General features: G+C 59.9%; 17 protein-coding genes. 14 read left to right on the top strand and 3 right to left on the bottom strand.

The features are described 5' to 3' along the window. Window positions 1-13: 13 nt before the first annotated feature. Window positions 14-520, bottom strand: a complete 507-nt coding sequence (locus CF137_RS16050; protein WP_101325565.1) for a zinc ribbon-containing protein — start codon at window positions 518-520, stop codon at window positions 14-16. A 145-nt stretch (window positions 521-665) separates the two neighbouring features. On the opposite strand from CF137_RS16050, the gene leuS reads away from it, so the two are divergent. The 14 genes from leuS (at window position 666) to lipA (ending at window position 15,417) form a co-directional block, all read left to right on the top strand. Then, window positions 666-3,242: a leucine--tRNA ligase gene (gene leuS, locus CF137_RS16045; RefSeq protein ID WP_139720257.1), complete on the top strand. Its 2,577-nt coding sequence runs from the start codon at window positions 666-668 to the stop codon at window positions 3,240-3,242. A 114-nt stretch (window positions 3,243-3,356) separates the two neighbouring features. Further along, entirely contained in the window at window positions 3,357-3,839 is a 483-nt protein-coding gene (locus CF137_RS16040) for an LPS-assembly lipoprotein LptE (RefSeq protein ID WP_042022816.1), read from the top strand. 88 nt (window positions 3,840-3,927) lie between these two features. After that, window positions 3,928-4,965, top strand: a complete 1,038-nt coding sequence (gene holA, locus CF137_RS16035; RefSeq protein WP_139720255.1) for a DNA polymerase III subunit delta — start codon at window positions 3,928-3,930, stop codon at window positions 4,963-4,965. Between the two features lie 14 nt (window positions 4,966-4,979). Beyond that, window positions 4,980-5,630: a nicotinate-nucleotide adenylyltransferase gene (gene nadD, locus CF137_RS16030; protein ID WP_139690775.1), complete on the top strand. Its 651-nt coding sequence runs from the start codon at window positions 4,980-4,982 to the stop codon at window positions 5,628-5,630. Between the two features lie 104 nt (window positions 5,631-5,734). Then, window positions 5,735-6,076 (top strand): ribosome silencing factor, encoded by a 342-nt coding sequence (rsfS, locus tag CF137_RS16025; protein WP_042022811.1) that lies wholly within the window; start codon window positions 5,735-5,737, stop codon window positions 6,074-6,076. Window positions 6,077-6,096: 20 nt separating this feature from the next. Then, window positions 6,097-6,564 carry a 23S rRNA (pseudouridine(1915)-N(3))-methyltransferase RlmH gene (gene rlmH, locus CF137_RS16020; RefSeq protein WP_042022810.1) on the top strand — a complete coding sequence of 156 codons (468 nt, stop codon included), beginning with the start codon at window positions 6,097-6,099 and terminating at the stop codon, window positions 6,562-6,564. A 55-nt stretch (window positions 6,565-6,619) separates the two neighbouring features. Further along, entirely contained in the window at window positions 6,620-8,542 is a 1,923-nt protein-coding gene (mrdA, locus tag CF137_RS16015) for a penicillin-binding protein 2 (RefSeq protein WP_101325568.1), read from the top strand. Window positions 8,543-8,655: 113 nt separating this feature from the next. Next, window positions 8,656-9,759: a rod shape-determining protein RodA gene (gene rodA / locus CF137_RS16010; protein ID WP_101325569.1), complete on the top strand. Its 1,104-nt coding sequence runs from the start codon at window positions 8,656-8,658 to the stop codon at window positions 9,757-9,759. Further along, window positions 9,759-10,757 carry a lytic murein transglycosylase B gene (gene mltB, locus CF137_RS16005; RefSeq protein WP_101347828.1) on the top strand — a complete coding sequence of 333 codons (999 nt, stop codon included), beginning with the start codon at window positions 9,759-9,761 and terminating at the stop codon, window positions 10,755-10,757. Before rodA ends, mltB begins: the two co-directional genes overlap by 1 nt. After that, window positions 10,699-11,682: a septal ring lytic transglycosylase RlpA family protein gene (locus tag CF137_RS16000; protein ID WP_139720253.1), complete on the top strand. Its 984-nt coding sequence runs from the start codon at window positions 10,699-10,701 to the stop codon at window positions 11,680-11,682. The genes mltB and CF137_RS16000 overlap by 59 nt, the downstream gene beginning before the upstream one ends. 187 nt (window positions 11,683-11,869) lie before the next feature. Then, complete coding sequence (locus CF137_RS15995; protein ID WP_042022803.1) at window positions 11,870-13,066, top strand: D-alanyl-D-alanine carboxypeptidase family protein; 1,197 nt, start codon at window positions 11,870-11,872, stop codon at window positions 13,064-13,066. 294 nt (window positions 13,067-13,360) lie between these two features. Beyond that, window positions 13,361-13,624 carry a DUF493 family protein YbeD gene (gene ybeD, locus CF137_RS15990; protein ID WP_042022802.1) on the top strand — a complete coding sequence of 88 codons (264 nt, stop codon included), beginning with the start codon at window positions 13,361-13,363 and terminating at the stop codon, window positions 13,622-13,624. Between the two features lie 51 nt (window positions 13,625-13,675). Next, window positions 13,676-14,353: a lipoyl(octanoyl) transferase LipB gene (lipB, locus tag CF137_RS15985; RefSeq protein ID WP_139720250.1), complete on the top strand. Its 678-nt coding sequence runs from the start codon at window positions 13,676-13,678 to the stop codon at window positions 14,351-14,353. Window positions 14,354-14,451: 98 nt separating this feature from the next. Then, window positions 14,452-15,417: a lipoyl synthase gene (lipA, locus tag CF137_RS15980; protein WP_101325574.1), complete on the top strand. Its 966-nt coding sequence runs from the start codon at window positions 14,452-14,454 to the stop codon at window positions 15,415-15,417. Window positions 15,418-15,520: 103 nt separating this feature from the next. Here the strand turns inward: lipA and CF137_RS15975 are convergent, their stop codons facing one another. Next, complete coding sequence (locus CF137_RS15975) at window positions 15,521-16,087, bottom strand: NUDIX domain-containing protein (RefSeq protein ID WP_162515963.1); 567 nt, start codon at window positions 16,085-16,087, stop codon at window positions 15,521-15,523. Window positions 16,088-16,091: 4 nt separating this feature from the next. Then, window positions 16,092-16,892: a DUF2989 domain-containing protein gene (locus CF137_RS15970; RefSeq protein ID WP_139720248.1), complete on the bottom strand. Its 801-nt coding sequence runs from the start codon at window positions 16,890-16,892 to the stop codon at window positions 16,092-16,094. Window positions 16,893-17,302: the final 410 nt, after the last annotated feature.

Below are 17,302 nucleotides of genomic sequence, written 5' to 3'. Positions count from 1 at the left end.
ATGATGCGGCCACTCAGGGCGAGAGCGGCTCGCGGTGATACTCGGCGCAGCCACACTCGGGGCAGGTATCGAGCTGCTGGGGATGCAGCACGGTATGACGCCAGCCACACTGGTCGCACACCATGACCCCGAGCCCCACCCAGTCACCCGCCTCATAGACCCCCTTGTGCTCCAGCTCGTCGGCCAGCTCCCGCCACTCCACCTGAGCGCGGTCGGTCACATCTGCCAGCCAGGACCAGGCGGTGTCTTTGAGGGCCAGCATAAAGGCGGACTCTTCAATCTGCTCGTTGCCACCCTCGTTCTCGTCATGGCGCCCCTCGTCATAGTTGCCCAGATCCCGCTTCACGTACTCGGCGATCAGCGCCAGCTCGTCCTGGGTCAGATCGCTGGCGGCCTCCAGATAGGCCTGCACCTTGGCAATCATCCGGTTGAGGCGTTCCCCCTGGAACTCTTCAGTCTCTTGCCACTGTTTTTGCAGCTCGGCAATGAAGGCTTCGTACCCTTTTTGACGTTTGTCCATGGCTGTTACTCCTCTACTAAACCCTGATCTGGCCCGGCTTAAGGCCCAAGGGACGCTGGCGGTTGTTGCCGCCGCAGGATATGGGTATTCTATTGCGATTTCCCAGCTGATTTATCTATTCATTTCACAGATCCGGATGTCACCAATGCAAGAGCAATACGTTCCCCAATCAATCGAACCAGCAGTGCAAAAGCACTGGGATGCCAAGAAAACCTTCAAGGCCGTGGAGAAAGTAGACAAGGAGAAGTTCTACTGCCTGTCCATGTTCCCCTATCCGTCTGGTCGACTACACATGGGGCACGTTCGTAACTACACCATAGGTGATGTGATCTCCCGTTATCAACGGCTTAATGGCAAGAACGTGCTGCAACCCATAGGTTGGGACGCATTCGGCCTGCCAGCGGAGAACGCCGCAGTCAAAAACAGCACAGCGCCGGCACCCTGGACCTACGAAAACATCGAATACATGAAGAACCAGCTGAAGATGCTGGGGCTGGGTTATGACTGGGATCGCGAGCTGGCCACCTGCAAGCCCGATTACTACCGCTGGGAGCAGTGGTTCTTCACCAAGCTCTACGAGAAGGGTCTGGTCTACAAGAAGACCTCTTCCGTCAACTGGTGCCCGAACGACATGACAGTGCTGGCCAACGAGCAGGTTATCGACAACTGCTGCTGGCGCTGTGACACCCCGGTGGAGCAAAAAGAGATCCCCCAGTGGTTCATCAAGATCACCGACTACGCCGAAGAGCTGTTGAACGACATCGACAATCTGGAAGGCTGGCCAGAGATGGTCAAGACCATGCAGCGCAACTGGATTGGCCGCTCCGAAGGGGTCAACATCAGCTTCGCCATCGAGGGTCAGACTGAGCAGCTGGAGGTCTACACCACCCGTCCGGACACCTTCATGGGCGTCACCTATGTCGGTATCGCCGCCGGTCACCCGCTGGCGCTGCAAGCTGCTGCGACCAATCCGGAGCTGGCCGCCTTTATCGAAGAGTGCAAGAACACCAAGGTCGCCGAAGCCGAACTGGCCACCATGGAGAAGAAGGGCATGGCCACTGGCCTCTATGCCATTCACCCGCTGGATGGCCGCAAGGTACCTGTCTGGGTCGCCAACTTCGTACTGATGAACTACGGCACCGGCGCCGTGATGGCGGTTCCGGGTCACGACCAGCGTGACTATGAGTTCGCCACCAAATATGGCCTCGACATCAAGGCGGTGATCAAGCCTGCCGATGGCGAGGTGGACGTGAGCGAAGCCGCTTACACCGAGAAGGGCGTGCTGTTCAACTCCGGCGAGTTCGACGGTCTCGAGTTCCAGGCGGCTTTCGATGCCATCGCCAGCAAGCTGGAAGCCCTCGGCAAGGGCAAGCGCACCGTCAACTTCCGTCTGCGTGACTGGGGCGTCTCCCGTCAGCGTTACTGGGGTGCCCCCATCCCGATGCTGACTCTGGCTGATGGCACCGTAGTGCCGACCCCGGAAGATCAACTACCGGTGCTGCTGCCGGAAGATGTGGTGATGGACGGTATCCAGAGCCCGATCAAGGCCGATGCTGAGTGGGCCAAGACCACCTACAACGGTCAGGAAGCGTTCCGCGAGACCGATACCTTCGACACCTTCATGGAGTCCTCCTGGTACTACGCGCGCTACTGCTCTCCGGACTACGACAAGGGCATGCTGGACCCGGCTGCTGCCAACCACTGGCTGCCGGTGGATCAGTATATCGGCGGCATCGAGCACGCCTGTATGCACCTGCTCTACGCCCGCTTCTTCCACAAGCTGCTGCGTGACGCAGGGCTGGTCAACAGCGACGAGCCGTTCAAGCGCCTGCTCTGCCAGGGCATGGTGCTGGCCGATGCCTTCTACTACAAAGACGAAAAAGGCGGCAACGTCTGGGTCAGCCCGACCGACGTCAAGGTAGAGCGTGACGAGAAGGGTCGCATCACCAAGTCCATCGACAACGAAGGTCGTGAGGTGATTCACTCCGGCATGACCAAGATGTCCAAGTCCAAGAACAACGGCATCGACCCGCAGCTGATGGTCGAGCGTTACGGCGCCGACACCGTCCGTCTGTTCATGATGTTCGCCTCGCCAGCCGAGATGACCCTGGAGTGGTCAGACTCTGGCGTAGAGGGTGCCCAGCGCTTCCTGCGCCGCCTGTGGCGTCTGACCTTCGAGCACGTCTCTGCCGGTGCCGTTGCGGCACTGGATGTGGCAGCCCTCTCCGGCGAGCAGAAAACCCTGCGCCGCGAGCTGCACAAGACCATCGCCAAGGTGAGTGATGACGTGGGTCGTCGTCAGACCTTCAACACCGCCATCGCCGCCATCATGGAGCTGATGAACAGCCTGACCAAGCTCGATACCGAGCCTCAGGATCGCGCCCTGATGCAGGAAGCGCTGGAGGCCATCGTCGTGATGCTCACCCCCATCACCCCGCACATCGGCTTCGAGCTGTGGAAAATGCTTGGCAAGGGCGATGACGTGGATCACGCCGTCTGGCCGGTGGCCGATGAAGCGGCCATGGTCGAGACCGAGAAGCTGGTGGTGGTGCAGATCAACGGCAAGATGCGCGGCAAACTGACCGTGCCGGCCGAGATCAGCCAGGCTGATGTCGAGAAGCTGGCGATGGCCGATGCTTCCGTGCAGAAGTTCACCGACGGTCTGACCGTACGCAAGGTGATCTATGTGCCAGGCAAGCTGCTCAACATTGTCGCTAACTGATCAGTTGCCAACTGATTGGTTACCAACTGATCATTGCCAATCTGTGACAGCAAACGGATGATAACGGCGGGCCCTGCGCCCGCCGCTCTTCCCTTCATGCAAAGAGGATTTTCTATGGGCACCATCTTCACCCGCTTGATGGCCGTCATGCTGGCAGCGCTGCTGCTGCAAGGCTGCGGCTTTCAGATGCGCGGCAACGGCATTCCGAGCGAGCTGATGACCATGAAGGTCGTGGGCGACAACAAGAGCGACTTCTACCGATTGGTCACCACCCGCCTCAAGGCCTCCGGGGTGACCCTGGCCGACAAGGAGGGCATTCCGGTGCTCACTCTGGGCGGCATTGGCGGTACCAGTCAGGTCGCTTCGGTCAACGCTCAGGGCGTCGACACTGAATATGTGCTGGGCTTCAGTACCCAGTTCACCGTCTCGGTGCCGGGCAAGCCGACCCAGGTCTTCCCCATCAACTTCAACCGCAGCTTCCTCAACAAGCCGGATGCAGCGCTCGCCTCTTCTCGTGAGCAGGAGCAGCTCAACCGCGAGATGCAGGAGCAGGCGGCTAATCAGGTGATCCGGCAGTTGAGTCAGGTCAGCTTCTGATGCGGATCTACCCTGAGCAATTTGCTGACGAATCGCAGTTCAAGCAGCCAAAGCAGGCAGCCCTTCATTTCAGTCAGGCAAGCTTCTGATGCGCATTTATCCCGAGCAATTTGGTGACCACCTCAAAGCAGGGCTCAGGCCCTGCTATCTCGTTTTTGGCGACGAGCCCCTGTTGCGACTGGAGGCCATCGACGCCATCCGTCAGATCGCCCGCAAACAGGGTTTCGATGAACGCCACACCTTCGTGGTGGAACAGGGGCTGGACTGGAATCAGGTCTACGATGCCTGTCAGGCCATGAGCCTCTTCTCTGCCCGCCAGATCATCGAGCTGGAACTGCCCGCCAAGGTGGACAAGGATCTGGCCGCCCGCATCAGCGAAATCGGCAAGCAGCTTCATCCCGACCTGCTGCTGATACTCAGTGGCGGTCGTCTTAATCAAACCCAGATGAAAGCCGCCTGGTTCGACAAGCTCTACCAGATCGGCACCTATGTGCCGGTCAACCATCCGGAGCCCAAGTTCTTCCCGCGCTGGATGAGCGCGCGCTTCCAGCGTTTCGGCCTCAAGGCGCTGCCGGATGCCATCAACTTCATGTGCCACGCCTATGAGGGCAACCTGCTGGCCGCCAGTCAGGAGATCGAAAAGTTGACCCTGCTCTCGCCGCCCCAGCCCATCAGCGTCGCTTATTTGCAAGAGACCATTATCCGTCACGCCCACTTCACCCCGTTCCAGCTGGTCGATACCCTGCTGGAGGGCAAGGTGAACCGGGCCCAGCGCATTCTGGCCGCCCTGCGAGCCGAAGGCACCGAGCCGGGCATGCTGGCCTGGACCCTCTGCCGCGAGCTGGAGCAGCTCACCGAACTGTCACTGGCGATGCGCAGTGGCCAGCCGCTGGGGGAGCATTTCAGCCGTCTGCGTATCTGGCAGAGCCGCCAGCAGCTGATCCAGCAGGCGCTGACCCGCCTCCCCTTCGCCAAGTTGCAGCAGTTGTGGCAACTGATGGCCCAGCTGGACGATGCCCAGCGCAGTTTCAATACCGAACAGGCCTGGCTGATGCTGCAGACCATTGCCCTCGGTTTTCGTGATAGCACCCCGTTGCCACTGGGGATGGAGAGCAGCCCGTGCTGAAGGCTCCTGTCAGCCTGCTGAAGGCTCCTGTCGGTTTGCTGGGTGGCACCTTCGACCCCATCCACATTGGCCATCTGCGCCCGGCCATCGAAGCCCGCGACACCCTTGAGCTGGCCGAGATGCGGCTGATCCCGAACCATATCCCGCCTCACCGCGCCAACCCGTTTTGCTCCAGCGAGCAGCGGCTCGCCATGGTCAGGCTGGCGGCAGCGGAGAACCGCCATTTTGTGGTGGATGAGCGGGAGCTGCAGCGGGATAAACCCTCTTACACCATAGATACCCTGATCGAGCTGCGTCATGAACTGCCCGATACCCCGCTCTGCTTTCTGATGGGGATGGATTCACTGCTGAGCCTGCCAAGCTGGCACCGCTGGCAGGAGCTGCTCGACTATGGCCATCTGGTGGTGAGTGTGCGGCCGGGCTGGCAGCCCGATTATCCGGCCGAAGTAGCGCAGCTGCTGGCGCGCCATCACACCAGTGATGCCCGCGCGCTGCACCGGCAGCTGGCTGGCCATATCTGGCTGGCGGATAACCAGCCCGTCGAACTGTCGGCCACCCGGCTGCGGGCTCTGCTGGAGGCGGGGCAAGACACCCGCTACCTCTTGCCCGAGTCGGTTGCGCACTATATTGATCAACAGGGGCTCTACCGCGCCAATCGCCGCTAGCCCCTGCCGTAATCCCGCCCCAGCCGATGGGAAACGGGAGTGACCATGATATAATCCGCCGCCCTGACGTAAGTAACAGCGCGCCGGAATAGAGGAGAGACTCATTGCAAGGCCAAGAACTGCATGCCTTTATCATCGACAAGATCGATGACATGAAAGGCCGCGACATCATCACCCTCGATGTACGCGGCACATCCACCATTACTGATGCCATGATCGTCTGTTCCGGCAACTCCAGTCGTCACGTCAGCGCCATTGCCCACCATCTGGCCAGCGAGGCCCGCCACGCGGGTCTGGATCTGCTGAGCGTAGAGGGACAAGTGAGCGGTGAATGGGCATTGGTAGATATGGGGTCGGTGATCGTGCATGTGATGCAGGATGAACCTCGTGACTTCTACCAGCTGGAAAAATTGTGGAGCGGTGCCGCTCACGTGAACATGCAATAAAGAGCACAAGTGTAACGACGATGAAGATCCAGTTGATTGCGGTGGGCACCAAGATGCCTGCCTGGGTAGAGCATGGCTTCCAAGAGTATCGCCGCCGCTTCCCGAAAGACATGCCATTTGAACTCGTCGAGATCGGCGCCGGCAAACGGGGCAAAAATGCCGACATTCCCCGCATCCTGCAGAAGGAAGGGGAAGCCATGCTGGCAGCCGCGGGGCGCTCGCGTATCGTGACCCTGGATATTCCGGGTAAACCCTGGACTACCGAGCAGCTGGCCGCCCAACTGGAAGCCTGGAAGCTGGATGGCCGTGATGTCGCCCTGCTGGTCGGCGGGCCGGAGGGCTTGTCCCCCGACTGCAAGGCTGCCGCCGAGCAGAGCTGGTCGCTGTCGCCACTCACCCTGCCCCATCCGCTGGTGCGGGTGCTGGTGGCCGAGAGCCTCTATCGGGCATGGAGTATCACCACCAATCATCCGTATCACAGAGAGTGAGCATGAATCGCCAGAGTCTCACTGCTCATGATCTCGTCAACCAGAAGGTAACGGCATGTTGAAGAATCGCATCGAGATGCGCGATCACAGTGCCGAGGGCAATCTGTTCTTCCGGCGCACCCTGGTAGCCTACATCGGCATCGTCGTGCTGATGCTGGTGCTGCTGGGTAATCTCTATTATCTGCAGGTTGAATCTTTTGACACCTACCAGACCCGTTCCAACTCCAACCGCATCCGGGTAGTGCCGGTGGCGCCCCCTCGCGGGCTCATCTATGACGCCAACGGCGTGCTATTGGCAGAAAACCGTCCGGTCTACAGTCTGGAAATTGTGCCGGAAGAGACCAAAGATCTCGAGCTCACCGCCGACCAGCTGATCACCCTGCTGGGGCTGCCGGAGGGGACCAAAGAGAAATTTCTGGCCGAAGTGAAGCGTCAGCGCCGCTTCAAGCCAGTCCCCTTGTTCGAGAAACTGACCGAGTATCAGGTGGCCCTCTTTTCGGTCAACCAGCACAACTATCCGGGCGCCAGCATCGAGGCCAACCTCAAGCGCTACTATCCCTTTGGTGACACCCTCACCCACGCGCTGGGCTATGTGGCCAAGATCAACACCCGGGATGTGGAGCGCCTCGACAAAGAGGAGAAGCTGGCCAACTACGCTGCCACCAAGGATATCGGCAAACAGGGGGTCGAGAAGTTTTACGAGGAGCAGCTACACGGGGTCGCTGGCTATCAGGAGGTCGAGGTGAACAACCGCGGCCGGGTGGTCCGCACCCTCAAGTTCCAGCCGCCCACTCCCGGCAAGGATATCTACCTCAATATCGACATCCGGATGCAGCTGAAAGCCCAGCAAATGCTGGCGGGCCAGCGCGGTGCCATCGTGATGATGAACCCGCAAACCGGCGCCATCATCGCCATGGAGTCGAGCCCGAGCTACGACCCCAACCTGTTCGTCACCGGTATCTCCAGTGTCAACTACTCGGGACTGCTCAACGATCCGGCTCGTCCCTTGGTGAACCGCACCACGCAGGGCATCTATGCCCCCGCTTCCACCGTCAAACCCATGATGTCGGTGATGGGGCTCAACGAGGGGGCCATCACCCCCAACTATCGTTACTTCGGTGGCCCGAGCTTCTCCATTCCCGGCACCACCAAGAAGTTCCGCGACTGGCGCCGCTGGGGCCACGGCTGGCTTGATGTCTATCGCGCCATCGAGGTCTCGGCGGATACCTACTTCTACGATCTCGCCTATCGGGTCGGCATCGACAAGATCCACAGCTACATGACCAAGTTCGGTTTTGGTCAGTACAGTGGGGTCGACCTCTATGAAGAGACCAAGGGGGTGATGCCGTCCCGTGACTGGAAAATGGCCCGCTGGCGCCAGCCCTGGTATCAGGGGGACACCATCTCCATCGGTATCGGTCAGGGCTACTGGAGCGCGACGCCGATCCAGCTGGCCAAGGCGATCAGCATCCTGACTCAGAACGGTCACGATGTGACGCCCCACCTGCTCAAGAGCACTGCCTCACTGGCGGAGGTAGTGAATGCCCCTATCAACCCCAATATCGCCCTCAAAGCCAAAAGCGACAGCTATTGGCAGGTTGCCAAAGAGGGGATGTGGCGGGTGAACCAGGGCAAGGAAGGGAGTGGCCGCCACGCCTTTGCCAACACCCCCTATGCCTCGGGTGGCAAGTCGGGCACTGCGCAGGTGGTCAACATGAAAGAGAATCAGGTCTACAACGCCAAGAACATGAAGGTAGAGCACCGTGACAACGCCCTGTTCGTCGCCTTTGCTCCCTTTGATGCGCCTAAAGCGGTGATCGCACTGGTACTCGAAAACGCCGGCGGCGGCAGTAAAAATGCAGCGCCGGTGGCGCGCGCCATGCTGGATGCCTACTTGCTCCCCCCGGATCCGCAACTGCCACCGGCACCGACGCCGACCACGCCGTCCCAGCCGAGCGAGGTCAGCCCCAGTGAGTAACGCCGCCCGCCAGCAAGGCTGCGGACATCAATCAGATGTCCATCGGCCGCAGCAGGCTGACCCGATTTTGCGTCACCAAGGGGTGCCGTCAATTCAGCACAAGGTTATTTCCCATGAGTAATTCCGCTCGGCAGCAAAGCATCTGGTACAAGATGCATATCGATCTGCCGCTGTTTCTCGGCCTGCTGGCCGTGATGACGCTCTCCATGGTGGTGCTCTACTCCGCCTCCGGTCAGGATCTCGACTCCATCGTGCGCCAGCTGGTACGGGGCGGCATCGCCTTTGCCCTGATGATTGCCATGGCCCAGTTGCCACCGTCGCTGTATGCCCGCTGGTCGGTGCCACTGTTCGCGGTGGTAGTGCTGATGCTGATTGCGGTGGATGTGTTCGGCCATATCGGCAAGGGGGCCCAGCGCTGGCTCGATCTCGGCTTTATGAAGTTCCAGCCCTCCGAGGTAATGAAGCTCTCCATGCCGATCATGGTGGCCGCCTGGCTCAGCCGCCACTCGCTGCCCCCCAAGTTCAGCCATGTGGTGATCGCCCTCATCATGGTGCTGCTGCCCACCCTGCTGATCGCCGCCCAGCCCGATCTCGGCACCTCCATTCTGGTGGCCGCCTCCGGCTTCTTCGTCATCTTCCTGGCGGGGCTCAGCTGGTGGCTGATCGGGCTTGCGGTCATGCTGATCCTGGCCTTTATGCCGGTACTCTGGTTCTTCCTGATGCACGACTACCAGCGCCAGCGGGTGATGATGTTGATCGACCCGGAGAAAGACCCGCTTGGCCGTGGCTATCACATCATTCAATCCAAAATCGCCATCGGCTCCGGCGGCGTGTTCGGCAAGGGGTGGCTGCAAGGCACCCAGTCCCAACTGGAGTTCCTGCCCGAACGCCACACCGACTTTATCTTCGCGGTATTTAGCGAGGAGTTTGGTCTGGTGGGGGTCGCCCTGTTGCTGGTGCTTTATCTCTACGTCATCAGCCGCTGCCTCTATATCTCGATGCAGGCCCAGAGCAGCTTCGAGCGGCTGCTGGGGGGTGCCATCACCCTCACCTTCTTCGTCTATGTGTTCGTCAACATGGGGATGGTGAGTGGCATTCTGCCAGTGGTAGGGGTGCCCCTGCCGCTGGTGAGCTATGGTGGCACCTCCATGGTGACCCTGATGGCCGGCTTCGGTATCCTGATGTCCATTCAGACCCACAGAAGGCTGCTGGCCTGATGAGACGGGTCGGATTGTCGCTCGCCCTGTTTGCCTCGCTGGCAACCGCCGCCGTGGCGCCGGATCGGCTGGCGCTGCTCGCTGAGCAGCAACAGGTGCCACTGGCCGAGTTGCAAGCCGCAGTCGCCCGCGCCCAGCTGCGCCAGGAGGTGCTCGACACCATCAGCAAGCCGTGGGAAGCCAAACCCTGGCATCGCTACCGGCCGCTGTTCGTCACCCCGGATCGCATCCGGGATGGGTTGCAGTTCTGGCGGCAGCATGCTGCCACCCTGACGCGGGCCGAGCAGACCTATCAGGTACCGGCGTCAATCATAGTGGCCATCATCGGGGTAGAGACCTTCTATGGTCGTCAGATGGGCCGTCATCCGGTACTCGATAGCCTCTACACCCTGGGGTTTCACTACCCAGAGCGCAGCGACTTCTTTGCCAAGGAGTTTGCCCAACTGGTGCTGCTGGCAAAAGAGGAGGGATGGGCGCTGGATCGCCTCAAGGGCTCCTATGCCGGGGCCATGGGGATGGGCCAGTTCATGCCATCCAGTTATCGCCACTACGCCGTTGATTTCGATGGCAATGGCAAGCGGGATCTGTTTGCCAACCCGGTCGATGCCATCGGCAGCGTGGCCAACTATTTTGCCAGCCACCAGTGGCGCTGGGGGGAATCCGTGGTGGAACCGGCCCAGATCGGGCTGATGGCAGTAGAACCGCTACTGAGATCCGAGCCTGAGCTCACACAACAGTGGTCAGAACTGGCGGCGGCAGGGATTGAGCTCGCCACGCCGCTGGCCCCACAGACGCCGGTCAAGTTACTGGCGTTTGCCCAAGCCGATGGACCGGAATACTGGGTCGCACGGCATAACTTTTATGTGATCACCCGCTACAATCGCAGCCCACTCTATGCGATGGCGGTGTATCAACTTAGCCAAGCCATTCAGGAAGCGTATGCATCTTCGTCACAAACTCCTCCCGCTCAGCCTGAGCTTGTTGCTGGCCGCCTGTAGCAGCCAGCCGGAACAGACCGCCCCCGTCGAACCGCAAGCACCGGTCAGCAAGCCGCCCGTCATCGAGATCCCGCAAGCCACCGGTGCCATTCCGCGCCCCGAGCCCCTGAGTGCCAGCGGCAACCGGGACTACTGGATCGGCAAGCAGAAAAACGAGGTGTGGCGCGATATCAAGCACTACAGCGAAGAGGGCACCGCCAGCTGGCTGTCGCCGGATCTGGACGGCCAGAATACCGCCAACGGCGATGTGCTGGACAGCAAGCTGTTCAGCGCCGCCCACCGCAACCTGCCCATCCCGAGCTATGTGCGGGTCACCAATCTGGACAACGGGCTGGAGACGATCGTGCGGGTCAACGATCGCGGCCCGTTCAACAGCCCTCGCCTGATCGATCTCTCCTACGCTGCCGCCAAGCAGCTGGAGATGGTCGATAGCGGTGAAGCGCGAGTCCGGCTGGAGCTGATCAACGACACCCCGGATCAGATGGTGATCATGGAGCCGATGAAGCCCATCGAGATGACCCCGACCACTCCGGCCGCTGCGGCGCCCAACACTATGTCGCAAGATGGCTTCCTGGGTGAACCGACCGCGCTGGCGATGGCCACTCCCGCCGCCGACCCGGCCCCCGTCAAGGCGCCAGCTGCCAAGCCTGCCAAAGCGGCGCCTGTCAAACCAGCGGCAGCCAAGGCCGCAGCGCCCACCAGCAACGGCGATGGCAAGATGATCCAGGTGCTGGCCAGCGGCTCACAGGAACGGGCCGAGGCGATGGGCAAGGTGATGACCCAGCGCTACGGCGTGCCCTATCGGGTCGATGCCCATGGCGCCATTTTCCGGGTACTGATTGGCCCGGTCGCCGCCGACCAGCAGGCCAGTGTGCTGGAAAAAGTACGTCAGGGCGGGCTGGAACAGGCCTTTATCGTTCCCTGATCATCCCCCTTTTGCAGCGAGGGTGACTAACCACTTACTCACTGTCATCACGTCGTTTTGTGGCGTGATGACAGGGAGTGATGGATAAAAAACCAGTTCTAATCGCCATGTCGGGCTATAACCTGCGGGCGCATCTGGTATAGTTAGGCCCGCATTTTATCCCCATCTGGCTCGCAGGAATTTCAAGATGTCCAAATTTGCCCGTTCAGTTCTTCTGGCCTCGCTGGTCAGCGTTACCGCCCAGGCCAATACGCCGGTGCCGACACCGACCCCGAATGCCATGCCTATGGTGGTACCCGCCGCGCCGGAGATCTCCGCCAAGGCTCATATTCTGATCGACTACTACTCGGGTCAGGTACTGGCCGAGCAGAACGCAGAAGAGCGTCTGCCGCCCGCCAGTCTGACCAAGATGATGACCTCCTACATCATCGGCCAGGAGCTGCTGAAGGGGAACATCAAGCGCACCGACATGGTGACCATCAGCCAGAACGCCTGGTCCAAGAACTACTCCGACTCCTCCAAGATGTTTATCGAGGTGGGCAAGCAGGTCTCCGTCGATGACCTCAACAAGGGCATCATCATCCAGTCCGGCAACGACGCCTGCGTCGCCATGGCAGAATTCCTGGCGGGCAGCACCGACTCCTTCGCCAGCCTGATGAACAGCTGGGCCGCCAAGCTCGGCATGAACGACAGCCACTTCATGAACCCGCACGGTCTGGATGCGGAAGGCCACTACAGTACCGCTCACGATATGGCCCGTCTGGGTCAGGCGCTGATCCGCGACCTGCCGGAGGAGTACAAGGTCTACTCCCAGAAATCCTTCGTGTTCAACGGCATCACCCAGCACAACCGCAACCGCCTGCTGTGGGATCAATCCCTGCAAGTGGATGGCATCAAGACCGGCCACGTCAGCCAGGTCGGCTACAACCTGGTCTCTTCTGCCACCAATAACGAAGGCATGCGCCTGATCGCCGTGGTATTCGGGGCCAGCAGTGAAGGGTCCCGTGCGGCCGAGAGCAAGAAGCTGCTCACCTACGGTTTCCGCTTCTTCCAAAGCCTGACCCCGTACAAAGCCGGTACCGAGCTGGTCACCCAGAAGATCTGGATGGGCGACAAGTCTGAGGTGAAACTGGGGGTTGATCAGGATGTGTCCGTACTGGTTACCCGTGGTCAGGGCAACAACCTGAAAGCGGACTTCCAGCTCGATAGCGAGCTGAAAGCGCCGCTGGCCAAGGGGCAGCGCGTCGGTACCGTGTTCCTGAAGCAGGGTGACAAAGAGATCAAACAGGTTCCGCTGGTTGCCCTGGAAGAGGTGCAGGAAGGTGGTCTGGTGAGCCGTCTGTGGGATTACCTGGTACTGCTGGTCACCAGCTGGTTCAAGTAATCACGGCGCAATATTGTCACCTAGCAGCGGCGCCAACAGGCGCCGCTGCTGCCTTTGTCATACCTGCACTGTGAATAACCCTGCAAACTGCCGGTTCCGCCCTCCCCTGATTTGTGGTAAAAAGCAGCACTTCCATTTCTGGTCTGACTGATGCTGGCCTTGATCCCGGTCCGGGCAGTGCCCATATAGAGATGAGCCGTGTCCATACAGACTTGAAATGGCGGCTTTTGCGAGTCATAGGCCACTAGCTATCCAAGATGAAGTCATCCCGTTGATGACGAAAAAGGTGAGTAAATGAATACCAAATTTGATGAACTGCTGGAGTTTCCCTGCAAATTCCCGTTCAAGGTGCTCGGCATTGCCGACCCTGCGCTGCCCCATAGAGTGGTAGAAGTGCTGCAACAGCACGCTCCCGGCACCTATAGCCCGACCGTTCAGCCCAGTGCCAAAGGTACTTACCACTCGGTACGCGTGACGGTAACGGCCCAGAACAAAGAACATATCGAAGCCATGTACAAAGCGCTCGGCGATATCGAGCTGGTCAAATACGTACTGTAACTTCTCTCTCGCCCCGTTTTGCGGGGCGACTGTTTTTGTGCTGAGGAAGCCATGCCATCCCGGATCCCCGTCCAGTCCCAACTGATCGTCAGACATCTGGGCCGCCGCCCCTACCAACCGGTATGGGACGCCATGAAAGACTTCACCGACCACCGCACCAGCGATACCCCGGACGAGTTCTGGGTGGTCGAGCACGATCCCGTCTACACCCAGGGTCAGGCTGGTAAGGCCGAACACCTGCTCAATCCGGGCAACATTCCGGTGGTGCAGAGCGATCGCGGCGGTCAAATTACCTATCATGGCCCGGGCCAGCTGGTGCTCTACGTACTGGTGGATGTGCGTCGCTGTAAATTCTCGGTCCGCGAGCTGGTGACAGCACTGGAAACCGCCATTATCAGCACCCTTGCCAACAGCCATATCAAGGCATATGCCAAGGCAGACGCCCCCGGGGTCTATGTGAAGCAGGAACACGGCATGGAGGCCAAACTGGCCTCGCTCGGGCTGCGGATCCGCAAGGGCTGCTCGTTCCACGGGCTGGCTCTCAACATCAACATGGACATGACCCCCTTCCTGCACATCAACCCGTGCGGCTATGCGGGCATGGCCATGACCCAGACCAGCGCCCTGGGCGGCCCCCAAAGCGTGGCCGAGGCACAAGCCATTCTGGTAGCCGAACTGGCCAAGCTGATTGGCTATGACGCAATAACCAATACCGAAGCGGCATCATAAGCAAACCCGCTGCTGCCCGGCGATGTCGCGCAGCGATGGGGATATGCAAGTGACCCGACAGCTATCAATCAAACAATAACAAACACCGAGAGTGAATCATGAGCAAACCCGTTCGTATGGAGCCGGGCGTCAAGCTGCGCGATGGCGACAAGATGGCCCTGATCCCGGTGAAATTCATGCCGGATCCAAGCGAAGAAATTCTGCGCAAGCCGGACTGGATGCGGATCAAGCTGCCCCCCTCCAGCCAGAAGATCGAGCACATCAAGAGCACCCTGCGCAAAAACAAGCTGCACTCGGTATGTGAAGAGGCCTCCTGCCCCAATCTGGCGGAGTGCTTCAATCATGGCACGGCCACCTTCATGATCATGGGCGCTATCTGCACCCGTCGTTGTCCCTTCTGCGACGTGGCCCACGGGCGCCCGCTGGCCCTTGATCCGGACGAGCCACAGAAGCTGGCGCTCACCATCAAGGAGATGGGGCTGAAATATGTGGTGATCACCTCGGTAGACCGCGACGACCTGCGCGATGGCGGTGCCCAGCACTTTGCCGACTGCATCAAGCAGATCCGCGAGCACAGCCCGCAGACCCGCATCGAGATCCTCACCCCGGACTTCCGTGGCCGGATGGAGCAGGCGCTGGAAGTGTTCCGCGAAACGCCACCGGATGTGTTCAACCACAACCTGGAAACCGCCCCGCGCATGTATCGCGTCGCCCGTCCGGGTGCCGACTACAAGTGGTCGCTGGAGCTGCTGCGTCGCATCAAAGAGATGCACCCCCATGTGCCGACCAAATCCGGTGTCATGATGGGTCTGGGCGAGACCAACGAAGAGATCGTTCAGGTACTCACCGATCTGCGCGAGCACGGCGTCAACATGCTGACCCTGGGCCAGTATCTGCAGCCGAGCCGCCACCACCTGCCGGTCAAGCGCTACGTGCCGCCCGCAGAGTTTGACGAGCTGAAAGATGTCGCCATGGCGCTGGGCTTTACCCACGCAGCCTGCGGCCCCTTTGTGCGCTCCTCCTACCATGCGGATCTGCAAGCCAAGGGTGAAGAGGTCAAATAACCTCGCATAAAAGAGAGGTCAAGTAACCTCCTCGACAGCAACAAAAAGAGCGCCTATTGGCGCTCTTTTTGTTGGTATCTCTGACTGTTGCAGCTTGATGCAGTCAGCTGCCGTTGTCGAAGATCCCCTGCTGATGCCAGCGTTGCAGTTGGGCCAACACCCGGGTCTCACGGGCGGTCCACTGGGGACAGGGCCCCGCCAGCTGGGTCTTGTTGGTCTGCAACGCTTCGTCGAGCACAAACCAGCCTGGCACAAAGCCGAGGCGGATCTCGTAGGGCTGTGGCTGGGGAGCTACCAGCTGCTCGCCAATCCGGCACAAATAGTAGAGCGAGCGGATACAGTAGGCATCGAAGCCCGGCTCGCGAGCAGCGCGATACTCGCGGGTCTCGCCAAGCAGCGCGCCAACTTCCAGCAACTCGGCACCGCACTCTTCCAGCAGCTCGCGGGCCAGCGCGGCGGCATGGCTTTCGCCCTGCTCGATACCACCGCCCGGGAACATCAAATCGCCATTAACCCGGGAGTGAACCAGCAGCAACTCGTCATCACGCCGCACCACGGCACGCACAGTCAGGCGCTCCAGGGTGCGACCATCAGTAAGCACCTCACCATGCATAAAAGAGAGAGAGAAAGGGTCAGGCCAACAACTGGCCGAAGAGAGTGTGGTCATCATTGCCTCAGGGTCGATAGCTGCCACGCTTGAGCTGCTCGACGATCTCGGCAGCCCGCACGTCGTAACCATCCTGCTCCGTTTTGCTCAGTGAGTGATAAATAGCAAAGCGCTTGGCTGACACCTCGGGCGCATCCTGAAACGACTCGCTCACCTTGCCCCACAGATAGGCCAGCCCATACTGCTTTTGCCCCATATAGAGGGTACTGAGGGAGGTGAGCAGGCGGCTGTTGACCTTATCGCCCTCGCGATAAAGAGAGAGACCGTAATGCAGGATGGCAATGGCTTTGGTGGCATCGCTCTTGGCATAAGACCCCGCGAGCGCCAGTTGCAGCTCAGGCTCATCAACGACCTTGGTACCTTCCAGCGCCATAAACTGCTGGTGAGCCAACGCGTTGGTGTTGTTGGTCCAGTGCCAGAGCAGCAGATAAGGATCTTGCGAATTACGAGTCGCCGCATCGAGCTGGGCCAGCTGATCACCTGCGGCCAGCATGCCCTCCACCCGGGGGCTCTTTTGCTCCTTCGCCGCCTTGTACTCGATATTGGTGGAGCGTTCGGCACACTTGAGATAGCGCTCAAGGCCGCGCATCAGCTCATACTTGCGTCGATCCGTGCCCTCCTCTTTCAGGTAGAAGCGGCTACGAATGACATCGGTACGCTCATAGCGGCACCAACCATCGTCCACCAGATCCTGACAAAGCTCGGGGTTGTTACCACAAATATTGTGGATGCGGTCGTCATTGCAGCCCGTCACGGCAAGACCGACTGATATCATGATGAGCGTCTGTCGCAGAGAGAAATGGGCCATGGGTCACATCTTGTAGGTAGAGTCAGCGTCTGGTGAGACCGTCGAAAGCTAGCAAGCTGATTACAGATTCATTACAATTAGCGCGCTATATCACGTCGCTATTGCAGAATAATATAACGAAATATACACCCCGACACTGATCTGCATTCGACGAATTTGTGTTTACGGCGACAAGATTGCATAAAAGGTCTCCGGGTAGCCCGCCATCATCACTTGCCGACATGGCAAGAACCCCGGGTGCAGGCTGCCACCATGCTGTCTACAACCCTGAGCCGGTTTGTTTCGACCAACGGGATAGCCGTTTCGTACAACCTCGGTTCGCCTGCATCACCACAAGATTCGGCACCAAGACAGACAGGGAATGACCACGAGTTTGAGGACCGCTGATGGCACAGATGGCTGATGCTCAG

This window comes from Aeromonas sobria, assembly GCF_006243315.1.
Classification (GTDB): domain Bacteria; phylum Pseudomonadota; class Gammaproteobacteria; order Enterobacterales; family Aeromonadaceae; genus Aeromonas; species Aeromonas sobria_A.
Note: the sequence above shows the minus strand (reverse complement) of the source record. Positions and strands in the feature narration are given on the sequence as shown.

What these genes read in the sequence shown, in the direction of transcription:
- CF137_RS16050 (WP_101325565.1), bottom strand. Translation starts at nt 520, where the DNA reads ATGGACAAACGTCAAAAAGGGTACGAAGCCTTCATTGCCGAGCTGCAA.
- leuS (WP_139720257.1), top strand. Translation starts at nt 666, where the DNA reads ATGCAAGAGCAATACGTTCCCCAATCAATCGAACCAGCAGTGCAAAAG.
- CF137_RS16040 (WP_042022816.1), top strand. Translation starts at nt 3,357, where the DNA reads ATGGGCACCATCTTCACCCGCTTGATGGCCGTCATGCTGGCAGCGCTG.
- holA (WP_139720255.1), top strand. Translation starts at nt 3,928, where the DNA reads ATGCGCATTTATCCCGAGCAATTTGGTGACCACCTCAAAGCAGGGCTC.
- rlmH (WP_042022810.1), top strand. Translation starts at nt 6,097, where the DNA reads ATGAAGATCCAGTTGATTGCGGTGGGCACCAAGATGCCTGCCTGGGTA.
- mrdA (WP_101325568.1), top strand. Translation starts at nt 6,620, where the DNA reads ATGTTGAAGAATCGCATCGAGATGCGCGATCACAGTGCCGAGGGCAAT.
- rodA (WP_101325569.1), top strand. Translation starts at nt 8,656, where the DNA reads ATGAGTAATTCCGCTCGGCAGCAAAGCATCTGGTACAAGATGCATATC.
- mltB (WP_101347828.1), top strand. Translation starts at nt 9,759, where the DNA reads ATGAGACGGGTCGGATTGTCGCTCGCCCTGTTTGCCTCGCTGGCAACC.
- CF137_RS16000 (WP_139720253.1), top strand. Translation starts at nt 10,699, where the DNA reads ATGCATCTTCGTCACAAACTCCTCCCGCTCAGCCTGAGCTTGTTGCTG.
- CF137_RS15995 (WP_042022803.1), top strand. Translation starts at nt 11,870, where the DNA reads ATGTCCAAATTTGCCCGTTCAGTTCTTCTGGCCTCGCTGGTCAGCGTT.
- ybeD (WP_042022802.1), top strand. Translation starts at nt 13,361, where the DNA reads ATGAATACCAAATTTGATGAACTGCTGGAGTTTCCCTGCAAATTCCCG.
- lipB (WP_139720250.1), top strand. Translation starts at nt 13,676, where the DNA reads ATGCCATCCCGGATCCCCGTCCAGTCCCAACTGATCGTCAGACATCTG.
- lipA (WP_101325574.1), top strand. Translation starts at nt 14,452, where the DNA reads ATGAGCAAACCCGTTCGTATGGAGCCGGGCGTCAAGCTGCGCGATGGC.
- CF137_RS15975 (WP_162515963.1), bottom strand. Translation starts at nt 16,087, where the DNA reads ATGATGACCACACTCTCTTCGGCCAGTTGTTGGCCTGACCCTTTCTCT.
- CF137_RS15970 (WP_139720248.1), bottom strand. Translation starts at nt 16,892, where the DNA reads ATGGCCCATTTCTCTCTGCGACAGACGCTCATCATGATATCAGTCGGT.